21 protein-coding genes are annotated in these 21,242 nt (G+C 42.4%); 18 read left to right on the top strand and 3 right to left on the bottom strand.

Going from position 1 to position 21,242, the window contains the following annotated elements:
- Positions 1–4: 4 nt before the first annotated feature.
- From ACZ43M_RS13715 to ACZ43M_RS13685, 7 genes are all read left to right on the top strand, one after another.
- The gene (locus ACZ43M_RS13715; RefSeq protein WP_464503120.1) at positions 5–1,246 is read left to right on the top strand and encodes a glutamate-5-semialdehyde dehydrogenase; all 1,242 of its coding nucleotides are present in this window, start codon (positions 5–7) and stop codon (positions 1,244–1,246) included.
- Between the two features lie 140 nt (positions 1,247–1,386).
- Complete coding sequence (locus ACZ43M_RS13710) at positions 1,387–3,654, top strand: ATP-dependent DNA helicase (RefSeq protein ID WP_464503119.1); 2,268 nt, start codon at positions 1,387–1,389, stop codon at positions 3,652–3,654.
- A gap of 125 nt (positions 3,655–3,779) precedes the next feature.
- Positions 3,780–4,034, top strand: a complete 255-nt coding sequence (locus tag ACZ43M_RS13705; protein WP_464503118.1) for a FeoA family protein — start codon at positions 3,780–3,782, stop codon at positions 4,032–4,034.
- Positions 4,024–4,719, top strand: coding sequence for a FeoB small GTPase domain-containing protein (locus tag ACZ43M_RS13700; RefSeq protein ID WP_464503117.1), 696 nt, complete (start codon positions 4,024–4,026; stop codon positions 4,717–4,719). Before ACZ43M_RS13705 ends, ACZ43M_RS13700 begins: the two co-directional genes overlap by 11 nt.
- A complete protein-coding gene (locus ACZ43M_RS13695; RefSeq protein WP_464503116.1) occupies positions 4,716–6,089 on the top strand; it encodes a nucleoside recognition domain-containing protein in 1,374 nt (457 codons plus the stop codon). The genes ACZ43M_RS13700 and ACZ43M_RS13695 overlap by 4 nt, the downstream gene beginning before the upstream one ends.
- Before the next feature lie 63 nt (positions 6,090–6,152).
- Positions 6,153–6,428 (top strand): DUF1292 domain-containing protein, encoded by a 276-nt coding sequence (locus ACZ43M_RS13690; RefSeq protein ID WP_464503115.1) that lies wholly within the window; start codon positions 6,153–6,155, stop codon positions 6,426–6,428.
- A 107-nt stretch (positions 6,429–6,535) separates the two neighbouring features.
- Positions 6,536–6,787, top strand: coding sequence for a hypothetical protein (locus tag ACZ43M_RS13685; RefSeq protein WP_464503114.1), 252 nt, complete (start codon positions 6,536–6,538; stop codon positions 6,785–6,787).
- Between the two features lie 408 nt (positions 6,788–7,195).
- Here the strand turns inward: ACZ43M_RS13685 and ACZ43M_RS13680 are convergent, their stop codons facing one another.
- On the bottom strand, positions 7,196–7,735 hold the full coding sequence (locus tag ACZ43M_RS13680; RefSeq protein WP_464503113.1) for a helix-turn-helix domain-containing protein: 540 nt from the start codon (positions 7,733–7,735) through the stop codon (positions 7,196–7,198).
- Positions 7,736–8,009: 274 nt separating this feature from the next.
- On the opposite strand from ACZ43M_RS13680, the gene ACZ43M_RS13675 reads away from it, so the two are divergent.
- The 3 genes from ACZ43M_RS13675 to ACZ43M_RS13665 are packed head-to-tail and all read left to right on the top strand — an operon-like array spanning position 8,010 to position 9,921.
- Positions 8,010–8,660 (top strand): alpha/beta hydrolase, encoded by a 651-nt coding sequence (locus tag ACZ43M_RS13675; RefSeq protein WP_464503112.1) that lies wholly within the window; start codon positions 8,010–8,012, stop codon positions 8,658–8,660.
- Positions 8,661–8,688: 28 nt separating this feature from the next.
- On the top strand, positions 8,689–9,123 hold the full coding sequence (locus ACZ43M_RS13670) for a DoxX family protein (protein ID WP_464503111.1): 435 nt from the start codon (positions 8,689–8,691) through the stop codon (positions 9,121–9,123).
- An 18-nt stretch (positions 9,124–9,141) separates the two neighbouring features.
- Positions 9,142–9,921 carry a DODA-type extradiol aromatic ring-opening family dioxygenase gene (locus ACZ43M_RS13665; protein WP_464503110.1) on the top strand — a complete coding sequence of 260 codons (780 nt, stop codon included), beginning with the start codon at positions 9,142–9,144 and terminating at the stop codon, positions 9,919–9,921.
- 57 nt (positions 9,922–9,978) lie between these two features.
- Here ACZ43M_RS13665 and ACZ43M_RS13660 read toward each other — a convergent pair whose 3' ends face one another.
- A complete protein-coding gene (locus tag ACZ43M_RS13660; RefSeq protein WP_464503109.1) occupies positions 9,979–10,341 on the bottom strand; it encodes a hypothetical protein in 363 nt (120 codons plus the stop codon).
- A 201-nt stretch (positions 10,342–10,542) separates the two neighbouring features.
- Here ACZ43M_RS13660 and ACZ43M_RS13655 point away from each other — a divergent pair, with 201 nt between their 5' ends.
- The 6 genes from ACZ43M_RS13655 (at position 10,543) to ACZ43M_RS13630 (ending at position 17,933) form a co-directional block, all read left to right on the top strand.
- Positions 10,543–11,646: a metallophosphoesterase gene (locus ACZ43M_RS13655; RefSeq protein WP_464503108.1), complete on the top strand. Its 1,104-nt coding sequence runs from the start codon at positions 10,543–10,545 to the stop codon at positions 11,644–11,646.
- 368 nt (positions 11,647–12,014) lie between these two features.
- Positions 12,015–13,505, top strand: a complete 1,491-nt coding sequence (locus tag ACZ43M_RS13650; RefSeq protein ID WP_464503107.1) for a long-chain-fatty-acid--CoA ligase — start codon at positions 12,015–12,017, stop codon at positions 13,503–13,505.
- Between the two features lie 86 nt (positions 13,506–13,591).
- Positions 13,592–14,641 carry a zinc-dependent alcohol dehydrogenase family protein gene (locus tag ACZ43M_RS13645; RefSeq protein ID WP_464503106.1) on the top strand — a complete coding sequence of 350 codons (1,050 nt, stop codon included), beginning with the start codon at positions 13,592–13,594 and terminating at the stop codon, positions 14,639–14,641.
- Positions 14,642–14,755: 114 nt separating this feature from the next.
- Positions 14,756–15,895, top strand: coding sequence for an iron-containing alcohol dehydrogenase (locus tag ACZ43M_RS13640; protein ID WP_464503105.1), 1,140 nt, complete (start codon positions 14,756–14,758; stop codon positions 15,893–15,895).
- Positions 15,896–15,906: 11 nt separating this feature from the next.
- The gene (locus tag ACZ43M_RS13635; RefSeq protein ID WP_464503104.1) at positions 15,907–16,305 is read left to right on the top strand and encodes an acyl-CoA thioesterase; all 399 of its coding nucleotides are present in this window, start codon (positions 15,907–15,909) and stop codon (positions 16,303–16,305) included.
- A 23-nt stretch (positions 16,306–16,328) separates the two neighbouring features.
- Positions 16,329–17,933 (top strand): FAD-binding oxidoreductase, encoded by a 1,605-nt coding sequence (locus tag ACZ43M_RS13630; protein WP_464503103.1) that lies wholly within the window; start codon positions 16,329–16,331, stop codon positions 17,931–17,933.
- A 58-nt stretch (positions 17,934–17,991) separates the two neighbouring features.
- Here the strand turns inward: ACZ43M_RS13630 and ACZ43M_RS13625 are convergent, their stop codons facing one another.
- Positions 17,992–19,149 (bottom strand): glycosyl hydrolase family 18 protein, encoded by a 1,158-nt coding sequence (locus ACZ43M_RS13625; protein WP_464503102.1) that lies wholly within the window; start codon positions 19,147–19,149, stop codon positions 17,992–17,994.
- A gap of 143 nt (positions 19,150–19,292) precedes the next feature.
- On the opposite strand from ACZ43M_RS13625, the gene ACZ43M_RS13620 reads away from it, so the two are divergent.
- Positions 19,293–20,498 (top strand): CapA family protein, encoded by a 1,206-nt coding sequence (locus tag ACZ43M_RS13620; protein ID WP_464503101.1) that lies wholly within the window; start codon positions 19,293–19,295, stop codon positions 20,496–20,498.
- 166 nt (positions 20,499–20,664) lie between these two features.
- The gene (locus ACZ43M_RS13615) at positions 20,665–21,240 is read left to right on the top strand and encodes a TetR/AcrR family transcriptional regulator (protein ID WP_464503100.1); all 576 of its coding nucleotides are present in this window, start codon (positions 20,665–20,667) and stop codon (positions 21,238–21,240) included.
- Positions 21,241–21,242: the final 2 nt, after the last annotated feature.

Raw genomic sequence — 21,242 nt, 5'->3', positions numbered from 1 at the left:
GAGAATGACGGAATTGGTGGAAAAAGCGAGAAAATTACAGGCTGCTTCAAAGAAGTTAGCAATGCTGTCCAGCGGAGAAAAAAACAAAGCGTTGGCAGTGATGGCTGAGGGAATCTCTTCAGAAAAAGAGTTTATTTTACAAGAAAATCAAAAGGACCTCACGGCGGGAAAGGAAAATGGCTTGTCAGAATCACTGTTGGACCGCCTTCTCCTGACTCCAGAAAGAATTGATCAAATTGTTGATGGAATCTATCAGGTTATCGGGTTAGAAGATCCAATTGGCGAGATGATTGAAGCTTGGGAGCGGCCAAATGGTCTGCAAATCGAGACAATCCGTGTCCCGCTTGGGGTCATTGGGATGGTATATGAAGCACGTCCGAATGTAACAGTTGATGCGGCAACCCTTTGTTTAAAGGCAGGCAATGCCGTGCTGTTACGCGGCAGCACCTCGGCGTTAAACTCGAACAAAGCACTTGTAAGGGTGATGCGTACAGCGCTTGAAGATACGGCTATACCTGCAGATGCTGTTCAACTGTTAGAAGATACACGCCGTGAGACTGCCTCACAGATGTTTCGCCTGAATCAATATTTGGATGTACTAATTCCGCGCGGCGGGGCAGGGTTAATTCAATCTGTGGTACAAAATGCAACGGTGCCTGTTCTGGAGACAGGGGTGGGAAACTGCCACATCTTTATCGATGAAACTGCCAAAAAAGAAATGGCCATTCCGATAGTCCTTAACGCAAAATTACAGCGTCCTTCGGTTTGCAACGCGGCGGAAACAGTTCTAATTCATGAGAAATGGCCTTGTGCCGCAGAATTATTAAATGAACTTCACAATAGTGGGGTTGAACTCCGTGGAGATGAAGCTTTGTCAGCGGAATACTCTTTTGTCCAACAGGCGGTTGAAGAGGATTGGGAAGTGGAATTTTTAGCTCCAGTTTTGGCAGTAAAGCTTGTTAGAGATGTAAAAGATGCAATTGAACATATTGATCAATACGGCACGAAGCATTCTGAAGCGATTATTTCTGAAGATGAAAACAATGTTCAGTTATTTTTCCAAGCGGTAGACGCAGCTGTGCTATATCATAATGCTTCGACCCGGTTTACTGACGGCGAACAATTTGGATATGGAGCGGAGATTGGCATCAGCACGCAAAAACTGCATGCCCGCGGGCCGATGGGGCTGAAGGCCATTACGACAACGAAAGCAATCGTCCGGGGAACGGGCCAAATTCGCGAATAATAACTCCTCTTTACGGGGAGTTTTTTTCTATGTAGAAATAAATACTGGGAATTCGCAAATAAACTAGTCAAAATGGCAAATAAAGTTACTATTTTTGCTATAATAGAACATATATTCTAGTGAACTGAGTTGATCATGATATGTCTGATATACAGATTTCAGTGCGGACGTTGGTTGAATACGTTTATTCTAGCGGAAGTATCGATTCCAGGTTCCGGCCGCAATCAACGTTGGTGGATGGAACCCGGGCCCATCAAAAAATCCAGAAAACTTATAATGAAGGTGATCAAAAGGAAGTTTATCTTAGCGTAGAGATACCTTTTGATGGAATGAACTTTGTCATTGACGGCCGCTGCGACGGTCTTTTGTTCCAAGACGGAGAAGTAATTATCGATGAAATCAAGTCGTTTTCGCTGCCATTGGAGCAGTTGGAGGGAGACGGCTATCCTGTTCACTGGGCTCAGGCAAAGGTTTACGCCTATATTTATGCCAAAGAGCAGGAGCTTCACGATATTTCTGTCCAGCTTACATACGTCAATACGGAATACGACCAGAAAAAGTATTATAAAAAGAAGTTTACTCTGCATGAATTAGAGAACTTTATGTTTGAAGTCGTTAAAGGTTACGCCCCTTATGCCCGGCTGCAGCAGGAGCACCTTACGAAGCGTAACACAACAGCCAAAGAACTATCTTTCCCATTTCCCGCCTATCGAAATGGACAGCGGCAATTGGCCGGAACGGTGTATAAAACCATTACAGACAAGAAAAATCTATTTGCCAAAGCCCCGACTGGAATCGGAAAGACAATTTCAACGCTGTTTCCGTCAGTCAAGGCGATTGGTGAAGGACAGATGAACAGGATTTTCTATCTAACTGCCAAAACGATTACTAGGACCACAGCAGAGGAGGCTTTCGATACAATGCGCTCCTGCGGCCTTTGTTTAAAATCACTTACGATTACCGCAAAGGATAAGGTCTGCTTTAAAGAGGAAACCAATTGTCAAAAGGACTATTGCGAATTTGCACATGGTTATTACGATCGAATTAACGGTGCAGTTCTTGATATCTTGGCCAATGAACAGGGACTGACCCGGGAAGTCATTGAGGTATACGCCCGCAAGCATAAGGTCTGTCCATTTGAATTTTCGATTGACCTTGCTTATGCCGTCGATGCCGTGATTTGCGATTATAATTATATTTTTGACCCGCAAGTGTCACTGAAACGGTTATTTGAGGAGCAGAAAAAATCAACGGTCTTACTGGTGGACGAGGCCCATAACCTGGTCGACCGCGGGCGGGAGATGTTTTCAGCCTCCATCAATAAAGATAGGTTCTTGCAATTAAAAAAGGAATTCAAAGAAATGAACAAGTCACTCTTTGAGATCACAAGTAAAGTAAATTCATGGTTCATTTCATTGAAAAAAGAACATGACAGAGAATTTGTGATCAATAATTTGGATGAGAGTTTATTAGAACTGCTGCGTCAGTTTGTAATAGATGGTGAACCACTGCTTAAGGCAGATTCACACCCAAACCTTCTCGATGCCTACTTTACTGTGCAAAGCTTTTTAAAAATTTCAGAACTGCTCGATGATCATTTTGTGATATATGGGGAGAAAAATAAAAATGATGTTATCCTGAAGCTTTTCTGTATCGATCCTTCAAAACTATTGAAACAAACGGGAAAAAGCTACCGCTCTAAAGTGTTTTTTTCAGCAACACTTTCGCCAATGACCTATTATCGTGACATGCTTGGAGGGGACGAAGAGGATTATGCTGTTAGTATTCCATCACCTTTTTCTAAAGAACAGACTGATGTGTACCTTAACCCCCTGTCGACGCGGTATCGTGATCGAGAGAATACAAAGGGTGCCATCGTGGCAGCCATCGTTAACCTAATAAAAAATCGACCCGGGAATTGGCTGATCTTTTTTCCGTCCTATCAATATTTACTGAGCGTATATGAACAGTTTAAGGAAGAGGATTCCGAGACGAAAACACTTCTTCAATCTACGGGAATGACAGAAGCCGATCGGGAAGCATTTTTAAAGGAATTTCAACCTGATGCAAAGGAATCCTTGATCGGTTTCGCCGTCCTAGGCGGGATATTTTCGGAAGGAATTGATTTAAAGGGGGACCGGTTAAATGGTGTCATGGTAGTAGGGGTCGGCTTGCCGCAGCTCTGTTTTGAGCGGGACCTGATTAAAGACCATTTTAACAGTAGTGGAAAAAGCGGCTACAACTATGCTTATGTCTATCCAGGGATGAACAAGGTTCTGCAGGCAGGCGGCAGGTTAATCCGCTCAGAGTCTGACCAAGGAACAATCGTCCTTGTGGATGACCGGTTCCTCAAGCAGCCCTATCATTCGCTGCTTCCTGAAGAATGGAGCAACTATACGATTATGTAGCGCACATCCAATGGGTGTGCTTTTTTTAATAATTTTTTTCAAATATGATGACAAATTCAGAATCTTTGTCATATAATTAACAAAAAGTTGCACCAGGTAAAAACTTTGAAAAGGGGGCAAGAGAAATGGCTTTGCCTAATATTATCAAACTTGCAAATGGTCAAAAGGGGAACTTAATTAAAATAACCTCCATCAACCTTGATGGAGTGATGAGAAGAAGATTATTAGATTTAGGCTTTGTATCAGGTGCGGTGGTAGAGGTTGTCCGGAAAAGCCCGCTTGGCGATCCGATTGCATTTCGTGTTGCGCAAACGACGATTGCCTTAAGGAAAGAAGAAAGTGCGAAAATTGAAGGAGAGCTGGTTTCAAATGGGGAATGAATATCGAATTGCTTTGGCGGGAAACCCGAATACCGGCAAAAGCACCTTGTTTAATGCATTAACCGGATTAAGGCAGCATACCGGCAACTGGGCGGGTAAAACCGTATCCCTAGCCCAAGGCAGTGTGCCTTTTAAAGACAAAACCTTTCATCTAATCGACCTGCCGGGAACGTACTCGCTATTTTCTAATTCAAAGGATGAGGAAGTCGCCCGTAATTATATCGTGTTCGAAAAACCGGATGTGACCTTGGTTGTTCTCGATGCCACTTCCTTAGAGCGAAACTTTAACCTTGCTCTGCAGGTTTTAGAAATGACGAAAAATGTGATTGTCTGCATTAACCTGATTGATGAGGCGGAAAAGCAGGGCATCAGGATTAATGAACGGCTGCTGATGAATCGATTGGGTGTACCGGTTGTCAAAATTTCAGCCCGAAACAAGCAGGGATTTCCAGTGTTACTTGACACCATTGATCGAATTGTCACCGGAGAAATTGAATGTCTCCCTAAGCAAATGCAGTATTCCCCGGAAATCGAAGCACAAATCGGCATTCTAGAGCCGAAAGTCCGCGAGGTGGTCGGTGACCGGGTTTCTTCCCGCTGGATATCCTTGCGTTTACTGGACGGCGATGAGGCATTATTAGCGGAACTAGCCAACCGATTTGTGCCTCAGGGGGTGGGCGGATGAACATCCAGGAGCTATATATAGAAGCACAGCAGCTTTCGACCGCGAAAATGAGGGATGATATTGTTCAACAGCTTTATGAACGGAGTCAAAAGCTCTGTCAGGAAGGTGTCTCCTATACAAAAACAAACCGTGATACCCGGACGGAGAAGCTCGACGCTATCTTTACTTCACCAATTTTCGGTTTTCCGATTATGTTGGTCATGCTTGGAATTGTTTTTTATATCACTATTGCGGGAGCAAATATTCCTTCATCCATGCTGGCAGATTTCTTTGGCTCGTTGGAAAAATATATAACCAGCTTTTTTACGTTTATCCATGCGCCAGATTGGCTCCACGGCATGCTCGTGCTAGGCTTATATCGGGGTACCACCTGGGTTATCAGCGTGATGCTGCCGCCAATGGCGATCTTTTTTCCGACATTCGCATTATTGGAGAATTACGGCTACCTGCCGCGGGTTGCTTTTAATATGGACCGTTTGTTTAAAAAAGTCGGGGCCCATGGGAAGCAGTCACTGACAATGGCAATGGGGTTTGGCTGTAACGCAGCAGCGGTCATTTCAACACGGATCATTGAATCACCACGTGAACGGATGCTGGCAATTTTGACCAATAACTTTGTTCCGTGTAATGGCCGCTGGGGGACGTTGATTGTATTTGCCACGTTATTTATGGGTGCCGGCTTTACTGGCGTATTTAAATCACTTGTTACAACTGGGGTTCTTGTCGGGATTGTTCTTTTTGGAATTATTGTTACATTTTTTGTCTCATGGGTTCTTTCCAAAACAGCCTTGAGAGGGGTACCTACCCATTACACGTTAGAGCTGCCGCCATACCGCAGGCCGAAAATATTTGATACCGTCGTTCGGTCATCGTTAACGAAATCCTGGTCAGTACTCGTCAGAGCAGTAAAAGTCGCGGCCCCGGCGGCAATTTTAACCTGGGTATTCGCCAATATCAACATCGGTGATACCAGCATTTTAATGTATACCGTGCAGTTTTTAGATCCATTCGGAAAACTGTTGGGACTCGACGGATATATTATGATGGCGTTTATTCTAGGGCTGCCAGCGAATGAAATTGTCCTTCCAATCCTGCTAATGGGATACCTGTCAACCGGTTCGTTAACGGAAGTAGACAGCCTGGTGGATTTGAAACAGATCTTTCTTGATCACGGCTGGACGTGGTTAACGGCTCTTAACATGATGCTGTTTTCACTGCTGCATTACCCATGCGGGACCACGATGCTAAATATATATAAAGAAACCAAAAGTAAAAAATGGACGTTCCTATCGTTTCTCATTCCGACCGCCATTGCAATATTGATCCCATTCATTATTACCCAAACAGTTAAAATCTTGGGTCTGATTTGATTAAATTTATCCTTTTATGAAATAATGTATAGGAATAAATTTTTTTACGCGAGGAGATATGAAATGGGTAAGCTTGAATCAGGCGAAATATTTACGTTAAATGACGAAAATGGTGAAGAACAAGACGTTGAAGTCCTTGGTGTCCTAAAGGTTGAGGGAGCGGAATACGCGGTCGTGGCCTTTGTTGAGGATATTCAGCAAGAAAATGAAGAGGACATCGATATCTTTTTCTTAAAAGCAGAGGAAGATGGAAGTCTATCCGAGATTGAAGATGATGAGGAGTTTGATAAGGTAACCCAGGCGTTCGAGGAAATGATGGATGCCGAAGGGGAAGAGTAACGAAGGAGGGGCATAACATTGCCTCTCTTTTTTCAATTGGTAAAATTATGTATGAATAATGTTTTAAATGGTATACTGATAGGGAGTAAAACAATGGAGGTAGACGAATGTCTATTGAAGAAGGTATGAAGTTTCAAATTTCTCAAGGGATTCAAGGCAATTTCAATTCTGCTGAATCGTTAACCGTCGTTTCCAATAACGGGATAACCGTTCAATTTACGCTTGGGGAGGATAAGGGCTACGGGTCAATGCCTGTGGAACACCTTGATTACTTACTTAAACGATCGAACTTGACAATGGTCCCAAATAAAAGGTCTTTAATTAATTCAGCGGAGAATAGCGAAGAAAATATAAGTTAGTTTCAAGAGAGGGTTTATCATGCAGCCCCTCTCTTTTTATTTTAGGCTGTTTTCGTAAACTTTGTTGTTATGCAAGAAAAGTGGTGGTTTATTCAATTAGGAATAAGCGGATTCTGTGAAAAGACTGGATTACAGGATAGCCCCCCTTGCAAAAGTAAAAATAAGCGGAAGTTTTTCCGTTATCTGCAAAATTAAGCTTATTTAGTAAAAAATAAGCGGAGTATTTTCCGTTATTCAATGAAAAGCTCCCGATTTTAGCAGTTTAAAATCAAATAAGGGAAATTCCTCCTTCTATTTCAGCTAATTACCCTCGATTTTCCTAAATAAGGGGAAATTCTACCTCTATTTTTTAGAACGAGCCTTAAAAAGGGAGCAAAAAGCAACAATGTTTTTAAAAAGAGCCTTATTTTAAAATAAATCTTTTAGCTCGCTATCTGAGTATACCGCAATCAACACTACCGCTTTTTTGTCCCCGATATTCCTGACAGTGTGAGGGACACTAGCATTCCAACTGAAAGAATCTCCTTCTTCCAATATAAAAGAATCTTCGCCTTGTTCAGCCGAAACCTTTCCTTCCAGTACCAAATGACACTCTTCCCCTTCGTGCGAATGGGCCTCACCAATACAGGCGCCGGGTGGAAATTCCACGCTCATCATCCGCAGTCCGCCTTTTGATGAAATATGTTCAATTTTTAGGTTGTTAAAATTGGAATAGGTTCGTTCCTCTTTTTTTACCACCCGCATATGTTCTTTTTTCTCAAGTAATAAATAGGGTAATGGAACGTCTAAAAAGCTTGCAATTGTTTGCAAAGTGTTAATTGATGGAGAGGTGTTATTGTTTTCTACATTACTGATAAATCCCTTTGAAAGTCCAGTACCTTCACACATTTGGGCGATCGTTATTTTCTTTCGATTTCGTATGGCACGAATTTTTGCTCCGATATCCATTATTTATTTCCACCTCATAGGTTTCATTATATGCAACATATTTCTATATTAGCAAAAAATTGATTGACAATCTAGCGAGACTCTTGTTATCCTATAAACAACAAATGTTCATATTGAGAAAACATTTTATTTTTTTGTGCATGAGTTTTCTTATATGAATCTTTTTTGTTTATACAAATAAAAAGGTGGTGAAAATCGATATTCTAAATAGCTTTTTACAAAATTAGACAATCTATTAATGTGAATAGATAAAAGTAAATACGGGAGTGACAGTATGAATTCACCATTGATGTATGAACTCCGTAAACCTGACCAAATTGAAAGCAATAAAAATTATCCAGCCTTGTTTTTAATGCATGGCATGGGAAGTAATGAACAAGATATGGTGTCATTGGCCGCAGCAGCCGGACTGGATAGGCATTTTTATATTTTTAGTATTCGCGGACCGCTTCCGCAGCCTCCAGGCTTTGCATTCTTTACAATCCAAGGCTATGGAAAACCGCATCGTGAGGTATTTGATGAAGGGGTTCGGAAAGTATCAAGTTTTATTGATTATGCCTCCGAACAATATCCAATCGACCAATCCCGAATTTATCTGCTCGGCTTTAGTCAAGGTGCGATTCTTTCGATGACCTTGGGTCTGACACTGGGGAATACAATTAGAGGTATTGTTGCTCTAAGCGGCTATATTCCCGGGTTTGTTAAGGAAGACTATGACTTGAGCCCAGTAAATGAGCTTTCATTATTTATTTCTCACGGAGAAATGGACCCGGTTCTTCCATACCAATGGGGTGTGGAAAACGATGAATTTTTTAGAAAACTCGGGGCAAAGGTTTCTTTCCATTCATATCAGGAAGGTCATACTGTGTCTTTAAAAAATCTGCAAGATTTCACGAAATGGCTATTGGAAGATATAGCAAAATAAAAAAATTATTATTGGGGAGAGAAGAAATATGTTAAAAAGATTTGAAGCAAGTACATTGATACTACGTTTGGTTTTAGGTGCAACATTCTTTATTCATGGTCTAGTTAAATTCCAAGGCGGCATTGAAAATATCGCTGGCTGGTTTGACAGTATTGGACTTCCAGGATTTATGGCTTATTGTGTTGCCTTGTTAGAAATGGTTGGCGGAATTGCATTGATTGTAGGTTTTGGCAGCAGAATACTTTCTGCATTATTCGTTTTGTTAATGCTTGGAGCAACTGTGAAGGTGAAATTAGCTGGCGGATTCTTAGGAAACGGCCAGGGTGCCGGTTATGAATTGGATTTGGCTTTAATGGCGATGGCATTATTTATTGCTATTAATGACAGCAAAATGTTCGCACTTGATCAATTAATTTTCAAAAAAGATAAGTCTGAGACTACTGCTGCAAAAAGAGCAGCATAAACAAAGGAGGACATTACTATGCTTCCATCACTATTTGTAGCACATGGTGCACCGCTCTTGGCGATTGAAAATAATGAGTACACGCAATTTTTGAATCAGTTGGGGCAAAATTTGCCCACTCCTAAGGCAATTGTCGTGTTTTCAGCACACTGGGAATCTCGAACTCAAAAGGTCAGCGAAGTCGATGAGTACAGCACGATTTATGATTTCGGCGGTTTCCCGCAGGAACTATATACAATTCAGTATCCAGCAAAAGGCAACCATGAACTTTCACAACAAATAAAGGAAATGTTTACGTCCAATGGTGTACCGTTTGAGGTTGAGACGCAGCGTGGTTTGGATCACGGATCTTGGGTGGTACTAAGGATGCTTTACCCAAATGCAGATGTTCCGGTTATTGCGATGTCAGTTAATCCCGGGCTAAAGCCGGAAGAACAATATAAAATTGGGAAAGCCCTATCGGCTTTACGAGAAAATGATATTTTAATTGTCGCCAGCGGAGGCACTTCACATAACCTAAGGGCGTTAAACTGGGCTGATAATGGGGAAGTATTCCCTTGGGCGCTTGAATTTGAAGACTGGCTTGCCCACCATTTACAGACTTGGGATTTGGAATCGTTATTTAAGTACGATACCTTGGCCCCAAATGCCGCATACTCGGTACCTCCATATGGAAACGAGCATTTCATCCCGCTGTTTTATGCAATGGGGGCAGCCGATGATGTGAAGAAAGCGACATTGTTGCACCGGAGCTTCAGGTATGGAAGCCTTACTCATAGTGTTTGGCAGTTTGGGTGAAATAAAAAATTTAAGCCTTGCAGGAAGAAATCTGCAAGGCTTTTTTGAGACTAATGATTAAGCTTGGGAAATACCAACAAAAACTCCATTAATAAATACATATACGGAAGGTATTCCTTCTGCATTTGTAAAAGGGACACCAACCATTGTAACACCCTCAGCAGGTTGAACGACCTCAATTGTGTGGGCACCATTCCATGAATTACCAGATGCAAGCAATTCTAATTTTTTAGCTTGGAACTCTGAACTGCTCAAAAACTTAGCAACAATTTTGTTTCTTTCAGCACCAGTAAGAGGGAGAAGTTCATGACAAGAGCAATCATCATCAGGTTCCGCCGCTTGAACAGAATTCCCCGGTGCTGCAAACAACGATAAAGCCATTACCCCGCCACATAAAAGTCCTAGTAGTTTTTTCTTCATCCGATTTTCCTCCTTTAGGTTTACGACTCATCTACTATATTACATTCTTTTTCGACAAATCCCTGCATGAAAGTTGGAAAATCATTCGACATTTACCAAGATTTATGACAAAATCGTGACAGAAAGCCAATCTGTTGTCATTTTTCGAAAAATAGTTTCTAATAAAAATAACCATCCTGAGTGTAAAGAGAGGAAGCATTTGTGGGATTTTTCGTAGTAGGAGTGCTATTACTTTATAATTTGTTATTGATTTATATTGGCTGGAACGGATGGAAATGGCTGCAAACCTTAATCGGGGATCGCAGGCCGCTAAAGTATACATATTGGTTGGTCCTGATTCTGTTCTCCTATACTTTTGTGTTTGCCCGCTTTTTGGACGATTTTCCTGTACTGACTTGGTTAGGCGGCATATGGCTTGGGTTATTATTTTATTTGGTGTTACTGCTGCCCATTGTTAATCTGATTGTTTTTTTAATAAAATTCACAAGGATTCCTAGAGAGCAGGCTAAAAAATGGGCCGGGTTCTCTACATTAATTATTATTGTCGGGTTATTTGTCTTAGGAATTCATAATGCCTTTACACCGGTCGTCAGGACTTATGAAGTTGCGATTCCAAAAAAGGTTGAAGGAGCAAAAAATATCAACATCGTGATGGCTTCCGATATGCATTTCAGTGAAATGTCAGGTGCCAGTCATGCCAAGAATCTTGTCAAGGAAATCAATGCTTTAGATCCAGATATAGTCTTGTTCCCAGGTGACATTATTGACGATGACATTGGTCCTTTTTTAAGAAAGGGAATCCCGGATATTCTTAAGGAAATTAAGGCCCCTGTTTATGCCTCATTCGGAAATCATGATCGTGAGGATCCAGATGTGGATCTTGTTGAAAACTTTAAGAACAGCGGAATGAAGCTTTTGGCTGATGAGGTTGTCGTTTTAGATAACGGGATTACGCTTGTGGGCAGGAAGGACCGCGGGTATCAGGATGTTATACGCTTGAAACTGGCTGATTTAATGAAGCAGGTGGATAAAACCAAACCAGTGATTCTCCTCGACCATCAGCCATATGATTTGGATATCGCCGCAGACAATGGGGTTGACCTGATGGTGTCCGGTCATACTCACCGAGGCCAAATGTTCCCAGGTAACCTGGTTACAGACAGGCTATTTGAAAATGATTTCGGCTATCTTAAAAAAGGGCAAATGCATTCGATTGTATCTTCCGGTTACGGCTTTTGGGGGACACCGCTTAGAATAGGAACACAAGCAGAAATCGTGCAAATAAAAGTATCATTTAAACAATAAAAAGAATGAAATCGGAGTCTCTTGAATAACTCCGATTTCATTCTTTTTTAAAAGTTGATTGATGTGTAGGAGGTCGATAATCCAGGAAAAGGAAAAAATAAACAAACTATGAATAGTATAAATAGAGGATTTTTTCGGTTACATAAAGAATATTTATGGCATGAATTCCCATTGATTTTTTGGTTGGCAAAATTAAAGAGAGGGGAGTGAAATTTTGAGCAATTGACAGCAGATGAAATTTACGGGCAAAGGAAGCAGGTTTAGGAAACTAGAATGCTTTTTTCTTTTCATAGTTTGTAATGGAAGCGCATACATTATGTCTATATGCCTATGTAGGACTAGTTTAATAGATGTGAGGGGGAAATGGAGTGAATATTAGTCATATTTTACTAGATACAGCTCGGGAGCTGCCAGATCATCCGGCGATTGTTTTCAGGAATGAGGGTTTTACGTATAAGGAGTTTGTCCAGAGAGTTCAAGAAAAAGCAACGGGCCTGCTAACACAAGGAATTTCAAATGGTTCCCACGTCGGTTTGATGATGGCAAATAAGCCAGATTATGTCATTGCCTACTTTTCTTTGCTGTCGATTGGAGCAACAGTAGTTCCTATCAATCCTACCTTTAAAGAACAGGAGATTACCTATATTCTCAACGATTCTGATGCTGTGGCAGTCATCGTGGATGAGGTTGGGTTGGAAGAGGTAAAGAAAGCTCGGAGTAAATTAACAACCGTAAAAAGACTCTTCTCCCTGACCCCAACCGATCAGTTTACACCATGGAATGAGGTTTCAGGTAACCCGGAAAAGTTCGCCATTGCGCATAAAAACCCTATCGATAATGCTCAAATCATTTATACATCCGGAACTACGGGAAAACCAAAGGGTGCACTGATAACCCATGGCAACCTCGAGTGGATGAGCAAAACGAGTGCGGGTATTCTCGAATTAACGAAAGATGACCGGGTACTGGTTGTTCTGCCGCTGTTTCATGCCTACGCCAAGCTGCAAGGTTTGCTGCAGTGCGTGTTAACAGGCTGCACAATTTATTTGGAGGAACGGTTCATTCCAGATCTTATCCTCCAAAAGCTGTCAGAAAACAAGATTACCATCTTTTTAGGTGTACCGACTATGTATACCATGTTTGTCCACTCACCGAAAATAAAAGAATTAGATTTTACAAGTTTAAGAATGGCAGGTTCAGGTGGTGCCAGCCTGCCGTTAGAGATTATCGATAAAGTAAAAGCAGAAATGGGTGTCGAACTCGGTGAAGGTTATGGTCAAACCGAAAGTACGGTCATGATCAGCTGTAATCCAAGTGATATTCCGAAAAAATACGGTTCAGTGGGTGTGCCGCTTCCTGGAATTGATCTGAAAATTGTCGATCCCAACGGACGGGAAGTACCTGCAGGTGAGGTTGGCGAAATCATCTTTAAGGGTGCTAATGCCATGAAAGGCTATTACAAAAAGGAAGAAGAAACGAAGCGAACGATTAAAGATGGCTGGCTTTACACCGGTGATCTTGGTAAACGTGATGAAGAAGGCTACCTGTATATTGTCGACCGCAAAAAGGACATGATCATCCGCGGCGGCTATAATGTGTACCCAAGGGAGGTAGAGGAGGTACTATACACGCATCCTGATGTCGTCGAGTGTGCCGTTGTAGGAGAAGCAGATCCAATTTTTGGAGAAGAAGTGGCTGCCTATGTGGTGACCAAATCTCCAAAAACACCGGACGAAATCACAGCCTATTGTAAGCAGCAGCTAGCCCATTATAAAGTACCAAGAAAAGTCTACTTTTTAAAAGAACTTCCAAAGACGACTACTGGGAAGATTCTTAAAACACCCCTTAGAAAAAAATAGGACGTTATCCTTGGGAATTTCATCATAGTTATAGTGGACAACGAATATGTATGAAAACGAAGCGTTTAAAAAGAGGGGGAAAAGTGATGAGAGCAGCTCAAATTATTGAACACAGGCAGCCATTAAGAATTGGGAATGTCGCAGATCCGACACCAGGGCCGCATGACGTCATTGTCAAAATTGAAGCAAGCGGCATTTGCCGGAGCGATTGGCATGCGTGGATGGGCGATTGGGCCTGGCTAGGTTTAAGCCCAGAATTACCGATTATTCCTGGTCATGAATTTGGGGGTACAATCGCAGCAGTCGGAAAAGAAATAAAGAATTTTCGGGTCGGTGACCGGGTTACCACTCCATTTCATGAAGGCTGCTCGCATTGTTCCAATTGCTTAAGCGGCCATTCCAATCGCTGTGATAACCTGCAAATCTTTGGCTTTGGCTATGACGGTGCTTATGCCGAATATGTTAAGGTTCCAAATGGCGATTTCAATTTGGTGTTGCTTCCAGATGAAGTGGATGCGGTAACGGCTGCGGCGATTGGCTGCCGCTATATGACCGGCTACCATGGGGTTGTCCGCAGTAATTTAAAACCTGGTAATTGGCTGGTCGTTCATGGTGCAGGCGGCGTAGGGTTATCTGCCGTTCAGGTCGCTAATGCTGTCGGCGCACAAGTCATTGCCGTTGATGTTGATGATGCGAAATTAGAAATGGCGATGAAAGAGGGGGCGGTTGCCGCCGTTCACGCCCGTAAAGATAATGTGGTGGAAGCTGTAAAAGAAATCACCAGAGGCGGTGCCCATGCCTCCATTGAAGCATTGGGCATTCAGGAAACGATATTGAATTCGGTGCTATGTTTACGTAAGGGCGGCCGTCATGTGCAAATTGGCTTAACGACACACAATGAGGCCGGAATCGTCGGTCTGCCGATTGATGCCATAACAGCAATGGAGCTCGAGGTTGTCGGAAGCTTAGGTAATCCACGGACCGAATATGATGGACTTCTATCATTAATTGCCCAAGGAAAATTAAATCCACGTTCTCTTGTCTCCCGGGAAGTGGCCTTAGACAATGTGAACGACGTCCTTAACGATATGACTAACTTTAAAACCTATGGATTTAACGTCATCACCAAATTTTAAAAAAATTTTATAAATAGCCTGGCAGCCGCCGGGCTATTTATTTTACAGGTATGGCAGGTAAATTTTTATAGTTTGTTGAAATACATATCCAAAGGAAGATGAGGAGGAAGTGCGATGATTTCGACTTTAAGATTTCCAAAAGTGTCACATACCGGCTGGGGCTCGATTCAAAAACTGGTCAGAGAACTTAATGAATTAAAACCTAAAAAAATTCTTGTTGTCACCGACGAGACATTAGTGAAAATCGGGCTGTTAGAAAAATTTTTATCAACTGTCATTGAAAGTTACCAAGTTACTGTTTATACCGATGTGGAGCCAGAGCCTTCCATTGCTTGTGCAGAAAGACTGGTAAGCTTTTCTCGAGAAGGGTGCTTTGATTGTGTCATCGGCGTAGGCGGCGGCAGCGCCTTGGATTTAGCCAAGCTTGCGGCTGTAATTCCGCAAAATGAAGGAACTGTAACCGACTATCTAAATCTAACTGGCACGAAGACGCTAATCAATAAAGGGGTCCCCAAAATTCTGATTCCCACTACATCCGGAACGGGCAGCGAAGTAACAGATATTGCCGTCGTTTCCCTAGCAGGCACCAAAGATGTTGTTACCCACGACTATTTACTTACAGACATCGCCATCGTTGATCCGCAACTAACCGTATCCGTACCGAAAAGAATAACCGCAGCAACCGGCATTGATGCGCTTACCCACGCAGTAGAAGCTTTTCTTTCCGTCAATGCCAATGAAGCCACCGATGCGTTGGCCATCAAGGCTGTTGAACAAATTAGCGGCTCGTTAAAACAAGCTGTAGAAAACGTTGAAGACCAAAAGGCAAGAACAGCCATGAGTTATGGCAGTTATTTAGCAGGGCTCGCCTTCTTTAATGCCGGTGTTGCCGGAGTACATGCGCTTGCCTATCCATTAGGCAGTCAATTTAAACTCCCTCATGGTGAATCCAATGCTGTTTTGCTTCCTTATGTAATGGACTATATCTCCTCCAGTTGTCCAGAAAAATTAAATACACTGTGCGATATCCTTGGTATGAAATGGTCACATCAGGATTATTTTGAGATTTTTTACAAGCTGGTGGAAGAAGTAGGCTTGCCGACAACATTAAAGGAATACGGAATTCCACAGAAAGCGCTCGGTAGTTTAACGGAGGATGCTATTAAACAAACGCGGTTATTGGCCCGCAGTCCTAAAAGGTTAAATGAGGATGATATCTTTCAAATTTATCAAATGGCCTATAACGGCATTTAAGGGTGAACTATATGTATACAACCATAATTGAACCGCGTGTTTCGGAGACAGACGGAGTGGGCCACATCAATAATACGACCATCCCGATTTGGTTTGAAGCCGGCAGGAACCAGCTATTCAAATTATTTACTCCGGACGATTCGTTTCAAAACTGGAAAATGATTATATTAAAAATGAATGTAGACTATGTGGCGCAAATCTACTTCGGAAGAAATGTCGAGATAAAAACATGGGTGAGCAAAATTGGAAATTCCAGTTTGGAACTGTATGAAGAAATTCACCAGGAAGGCCGGCTATGCGCAAAAGGTACTGCGCTGTACGTGAATTTCAACCTGCAAACCCAGAAATCAGAGCCTATTCCGTATCATATCAGGCAGGAACTTGAGCAGCATTTTTATCAGGTTGAATAAGACACTTGAAAGGGTGAATGCTAATGGCACCTCGTAAATTGAAATTCTGGGGCTGGGGCTATGAAGATGGATTAGCGCCTCAAGTTCAGAAGCAAGTGGAATCTGTTATGGCGCATCGATTTGGGGTTGATGAATGGAAGAAAACACCCCCTCCAACAATTGGAGAAATACAATTAACCCCGTCACGATTATCAATACCGCAAACACTGCAACATCTCTGTTCAACCGCCCCCTTCGAGAGACTTTCACATACTTACGGTAAATCCTATCGGGATGTGGTCCGGGCCTTTCGCCGCGATTTTAAAAACGCACCAGATATCGTGGCATTTCCGCATACTGAAGAAGACTTAATAAACCTTTTAGATTGGTGTAATGGTATGAATGCAGCTGCCATTATTTACGGCGGAGGAACAAGTGTGGTCGGTGGAGTTGAGGCTGCCATTGGTGATCACTACTCTGGTGCCGTTACTATCGATTTGCGGAACTTTAATAGTGTTCTTGAGGTAGATGAAATCTCTCGGGCTGCTCGGATACAAGCAGGGATTCGCGGCCCTGTCATGGAAAGCCAGTTAAAAGACCATGGCCTTTCGCTTCGATTTTTTCCACAGTCGTTTGAATTTTCAACTTTGGGTGGCTGGATTGCGACTCGAGCCGGCGGGCATTTTGCTACATTAAACACCCATATTGACGATTTGGTGGAGTCGCTTCGGGTCATCACGCCAAAAGGTGTTGTTGAAACTAGGAGACTTCCCGGTTCGGGTGCTGGTCCGAGCCCGGATCGGTTATTTATCGGCTCGGAAGGCACTCTTGGAATCATCACAGAGGCATGGGTGCGGCTGCAGGACCGCCCGATTTATCGAACATCTGCATCAGTTAGGTTTCCTGATTTTCAATCAGGTGTAATGGCCGTTAAAAAACTCAGTCAATCAGGATTATATCCGTCCAATTGCCGTTTGCTTGATCCTGGAGAAGCACAGGATTCTGGTGCTGGTGACGGACAAACCGCTGTCTTATTGCTTGGCTTTGAATCACATGACCATCTGCTGGATATATGGATGATTAGGGCGTTGGAATGCTGCAAGGAATACGGAGGTACCTATAACCCTGACCTGATTAAAACAGCACAGAATTCAACTAGAAACAGGGAAGGAGCTGTGGAAACCTGGAGAAACGCGTTTATTCAGGCTCCCTATCTTCGTGATGTAATGGTCGGTTTGGGTGTGATTGTCGAAACGTTTGAAACAGCGATTACTTGGAATCGTTTTGAAGAGTTTCATAAAGGTGTAATGGAAGCAGCACAAAATGCTGTCAGGGAAATTTCCGGACTTAATGGCTGGGTGACCTGTAGAATAACACATGTATATCCAGACGGTCCGGCTCCCTATTACACGGTGAAAGCACTTGGGCATAACGGAGGCGAGTTGGAGCAATGGGATGAAATCAAAGCCGCTGTTTCAGAAACAATTATCCGTTTGGGGGGCACGATAACGCATCATCACGCTGTAGGGCGTGATCACCGCCCATGGTATGACCATCAACGACCACCATTGTTTGCCTCTGCATTACAGTCAATCAAAAGGACATTGGACCCCAATTATATTCTAAACCCTGGAGTCTTGATCGATTAATCCATTAAAAAAGGCAGCCGCTCTGTAACTAAGCGTGCTGCCTTTTAACTGCTACTTATTATTTCGCTGAATAATACTTCGTTTTTGCATCCTTGGCAAAATCCTGAAGTACCTCAAACATCGAACCTGTTAAACTATGCGGGCCATGTGCATCATGTCCTGCCTCCCACATCATCATGCCCCCAAAACCGTGATCAAGCGCCAATTTGGTTTTCATTTTGACTGTATTCTCACCGTTATAATGATAGGTGGTTCCGTTCATACTAACGGTATCATTGTTGGCATTGGCCTCATTATTATCTACGATTGCCGAAAAGGATACCTGCTTAATTTTTGGATCCTCCGGCTGAGCATAGGATGGAACGCCCAAAACAAGTTTTTCCCGCGGTAAACCGTTCGCGTCAAAAAGATTACTCCAATAGTTGACGATGGCCTCTGCATATGGATATGGTGATAAATTTTCTGCATGATAGCCGTCATCATACTGACCATCATAGGCCATTATATTGACATGGTCCACGTATTGGAACATAGCTGGGTCAAATTGAACAAAGCCAACCTCTGTCAACGTGACAGCATGGATTTTGGGATACACAGCAATCGACAGTTCCTTATTTTTTGGATGAAGCTGATCGCTTAATTCTTTTACAAAAGCAGCGAGATTCTGAGCATCTACAGCACTGCGGGGATGTTCAAAATCAACATCAATGCCATCAAGCTGCTCCCGGTCCGCAAAACTAGTCAGTTCATTAACTAGTTTTGAACGTGAGGCAGGATTCGAAATGGCTGCTTTAAAATAGTCATAGGATTCGCCGCCATACAGGTGAAACCAGCCACCGATGGCCAGTATAGCTTTCGTATCATGCTTTTTGGCTTTTGCCACCGTTGCCCGCAGGTTTCCTAGGGCAGTATTACCGTTCAATACCATTCCGCCATCCTTGGTTGGATGGGCAAAAGAAAAAATCACATGAGTTAATTTATCATAATCTACCGTATTCGGGTCACGAAAATCCTGAACGTACCCAATCAATACTTTCGACCCAGTTTGAGTTACTTGAGGTTTTGCTTTTTCCATAGGTTTAATCACTGATTTTGAAGCTTTTTTAAACTTAATACTATTTGAACTGTTATTAGTGAACATAACGCCTGTCATGATGCCTCCAATAAAGGTGATCACAATGATCAATGCCAGGAGGAGCTTTTTATTTTTCATCATCTTATTCCTCCCAATCTAGTATTCAATTAAAAGTTTAACAGAAAAGGAGAGGGGTGGCAGTTGGTAATATTTTGAATGAATCCACTTTCTATGGTAAAATTTTAGGATGTTGTGACTAATAGTAAAAGGGGTCAAAGGACGTAATGGATAATAGAGAAGGTCGAAACAGGAGTAAGTCATTAAAAGAACGGCGAAGGTTGAAAAATTGGGTTAAATTTGCCATCGTTGCAGTCATACTTTTGGCGGTTGGCAGTATTTCCTTGGCCTACTTGATGAAGCCAGACCAGCCTGAGCCAAAGGTTGCAGAAAAACAGCAAAAGAATACCATTGCTGAAAAACAAAAGCCAAAAGAAGAAAAGAAACAAGAACAAAAACCGGAGCCGGTAACGGAAACAACGATCAAAATTAGCGCTGCGGGAGATTTCACGATTGGAACGGATGAGACGTTTAATTATAGCGATTCGTTTGTCAATGTCGCGAAAACAAATGGACTGCCTTATTTCGTGAAAGGTTTAAATAATATCTTCGCGGAAGATGATTTGACCACGGTTAATTTAGAAACTACCCTAACGAATGCCACCCAAAAAGCGACAAAGAAGTTCCGCTTTAAGGGAGACCCAAGTTATACAAAGATTCTTGAGTTAGGTGGAATCGAAGCCGTCAACTTAGCGAACAACCACATCCATGATTATCTTGAAAAAGGCTACACTGACACCATTGCTGCCCTGAAAAACCAGGGGATTGGCTATTTCGGTTATGATAATCAATACTTGACTGAAGTGAAAGGAGTAAAAATCGGGGCCTTGGGCTTTGAAGGATGGCAGGATACACCACAAATCCGGGAAAAGGTGTCCCAAGCGATTAAAAGCTTAAAAGACCAGGGGGCACAAATTGTTCTTGTTCATTACCACTGGGGAATTGAAAGACAATATGTACCGAATGCATCGCAGAAGTCATTGGCCCGGTTTACAATTGACAGCGGTGCCGACTTAGTACTAGGCCATCACCCTCACGTGGTTCAAGGAATTGAAGAATATAACGGGAAATTTATCGTGTACAGCCTTGGCAACTTTATGTTCGGTGGTAATCGAAATCCAAGCGATAAGGACACCTATGTGTTTCAACAAACCTTCCACTTGAAGAACGGTGAATTAACCGACAAAAAAGAAATCGCTGTGGTGCCATTCTCGATTTCGTCCGTGTCAAATAGGAATAACTATCAACCGAAACTTTTAACAGGGGCAGAGCGTGACCGGGTGAAGAAGAAAATCATCAATTCTTCCAATAAGATCAATGGCTCTGACTGGCTTGTCTACGACACAACAGAACAAGTCGTCAAAACGGAATAGGATATTTATAAGAAGAAATCAGCTGACAGGCACACCACTTGTCAGCTTTTTTGCGAAAAAAATACCCATTCAGTGGTATACAAATACACCAAAGGTCGTATTGCCCTAATTTTCTGAAGATTATATAGTGTTAGTAAGTATTCACTAACCGAAGCAGGTGATAAAAGTGCAGACTCAAATAAGCACAAAAAAGAAAATCATTGAGGAGGCCCGAAAATTATTTGCTGACCGGGGCTACAGTGCCGCAACCACAGCAGAAATCGCCAGAAGGGTGGGGGTCTCGGAAGCAGCCCTATACAAGCACTTTAAAAGCAAAAAAGAGATGATCCTTGCCTGTTTAACACCAACTGACTACGTTAAAGTCGATATTGATGTTGAAAACCCAGCGGAATCGATTAGACAGTTGATCAAAGCAAGAGTGAAGCTAATTCGCAGCAACCTCGACAGTTTTAACATTTTGTACCGTGAGTCACCGAATCACCCGGAGATTGCTAAAATGTTTTTGGAACAAATATATACTCAGGACAAAAGTATGGAGCAGCTGATGAAGACCTCAAACGATGACATTCCTCCAGTTCAATCACTTCTATACGAGTTAGGAATAACTAGTGCAATATGGTCCATTCTCAATTTTGAAAAACTCCAAGACCAAGTCATCTCGGAAAAATTGCACCTTGACCATATGGCTGATGAGCTTGCAGATATCTTGTTATATGGCATTTTAGGCAAAAAAGATATGTGAGG

The organism is Neobacillus sp. B24 (assembly GCF_055381825.1).
This window is presented reverse-complemented; position numbering and strand designations above follow the sequence as displayed.

Excerpts from the sequence above, each read along its gene's own strand:
- ACZ43M_RS13715 (WP_464503120.1), top strand. The coding sequence starts at position 5 with ATGACGGAATTGGTGGAAAAAGCGAGAAAATTACAGGCTGCTTCAAAG.
- ACZ43M_RS13710 (WP_464503119.1), top strand. The coding sequence starts at position 1,387 with ATGTCTGATATACAGATTTCAGTGCGGACGTTGGTTGAATACGTTTAT.
- ACZ43M_RS13705 (WP_464503118.1), top strand. The coding sequence starts at position 3,780 with ATGGCTTTGCCTAATATTATCAAACTTGCAAATGGTCAAAAGGGGAAC.
- ACZ43M_RS13700 (WP_464503117.1), top strand. The coding sequence starts at position 4,024 with ATGGGGAATGAATATCGAATTGCTTTGGCGGGAAACCCGAATACCGGC.
- ACZ43M_RS13695 (WP_464503116.1), top strand. The coding sequence starts at position 4,716 with ATGAACATCCAGGAGCTATATATAGAAGCACAGCAGCTTTCGACCGCG.
- ACZ43M_RS13690 (WP_464503115.1), top strand. The coding sequence starts at position 6,153 with ATGGGTAAGCTTGAATCAGGCGAAATATTTACGTTAAATGACGAAAAT.
- ACZ43M_RS13685 (WP_464503114.1), top strand. The coding sequence starts at position 6,536 with ATGTCTATTGAAGAAGGTATGAAGTTTCAAATTTCTCAAGGGATTCAA.
- ACZ43M_RS13680 (WP_464503113.1), bottom strand. The coding sequence starts at position 7,735 with ATGGATATCGGAGCAAAAATTCGTGCCATACGAAATCGAAAGAAAATA.
- ACZ43M_RS13675 (WP_464503112.1), top strand. The coding sequence starts at position 8,010 with ATGAATTCACCATTGATGTATGAACTCCGTAAACCTGACCAAATTGAA.
- ACZ43M_RS13670 (WP_464503111.1), top strand. The coding sequence starts at position 8,689 with ATGTTAAAAAGATTTGAAGCAAGTACATTGATACTACGTTTGGTTTTA.
- ACZ43M_RS13665 (WP_464503110.1), top strand. The coding sequence starts at position 9,142 with ATGCTTCCATCACTATTTGTAGCACATGGTGCACCGCTCTTGGCGATT.
- ACZ43M_RS13660 (WP_464503109.1), bottom strand. The coding sequence starts at position 10,341 with ATGAAGAAAAAACTACTAGGACTTTTATGTGGCGGGGTAATGGCTTTA.
- ACZ43M_RS13645 (WP_464503106.1), top strand. The coding sequence starts at position 13,592 with ATGAGAGCAGCTCAAATTATTGAACACAGGCAGCCATTAAGAATTGGG.
- ACZ43M_RS13640 (WP_464503105.1), top strand. The coding sequence starts at position 14,756 with ATGATTTCGACTTTAAGATTTCCAAAAGTGTCACATACCGGCTGGGGC.
- ACZ43M_RS13635 (WP_464503104.1), top strand. The coding sequence starts at position 15,907 with ATGTATACAACCATAATTGAACCGCGTGTTTCGGAGACAGACGGAGTG.
- ACZ43M_RS13630 (WP_464503103.1), top strand. The coding sequence starts at position 16,329 with ATGGCACCTCGTAAATTGAAATTCTGGGGCTGGGGCTATGAAGATGGA.
- ACZ43M_RS13625 (WP_464503102.1), bottom strand. The coding sequence starts at position 19,149 with ATGATGAAAAATAAAAAGCTCCTCCTGGCATTGATCATTGTGATCACC.
- ACZ43M_RS13620 (WP_464503101.1), top strand. The coding sequence starts at position 19,293 with ATGGATAATAGAGAAGGTCGAAACAGGAGTAAGTCATTAAAAGAACGG.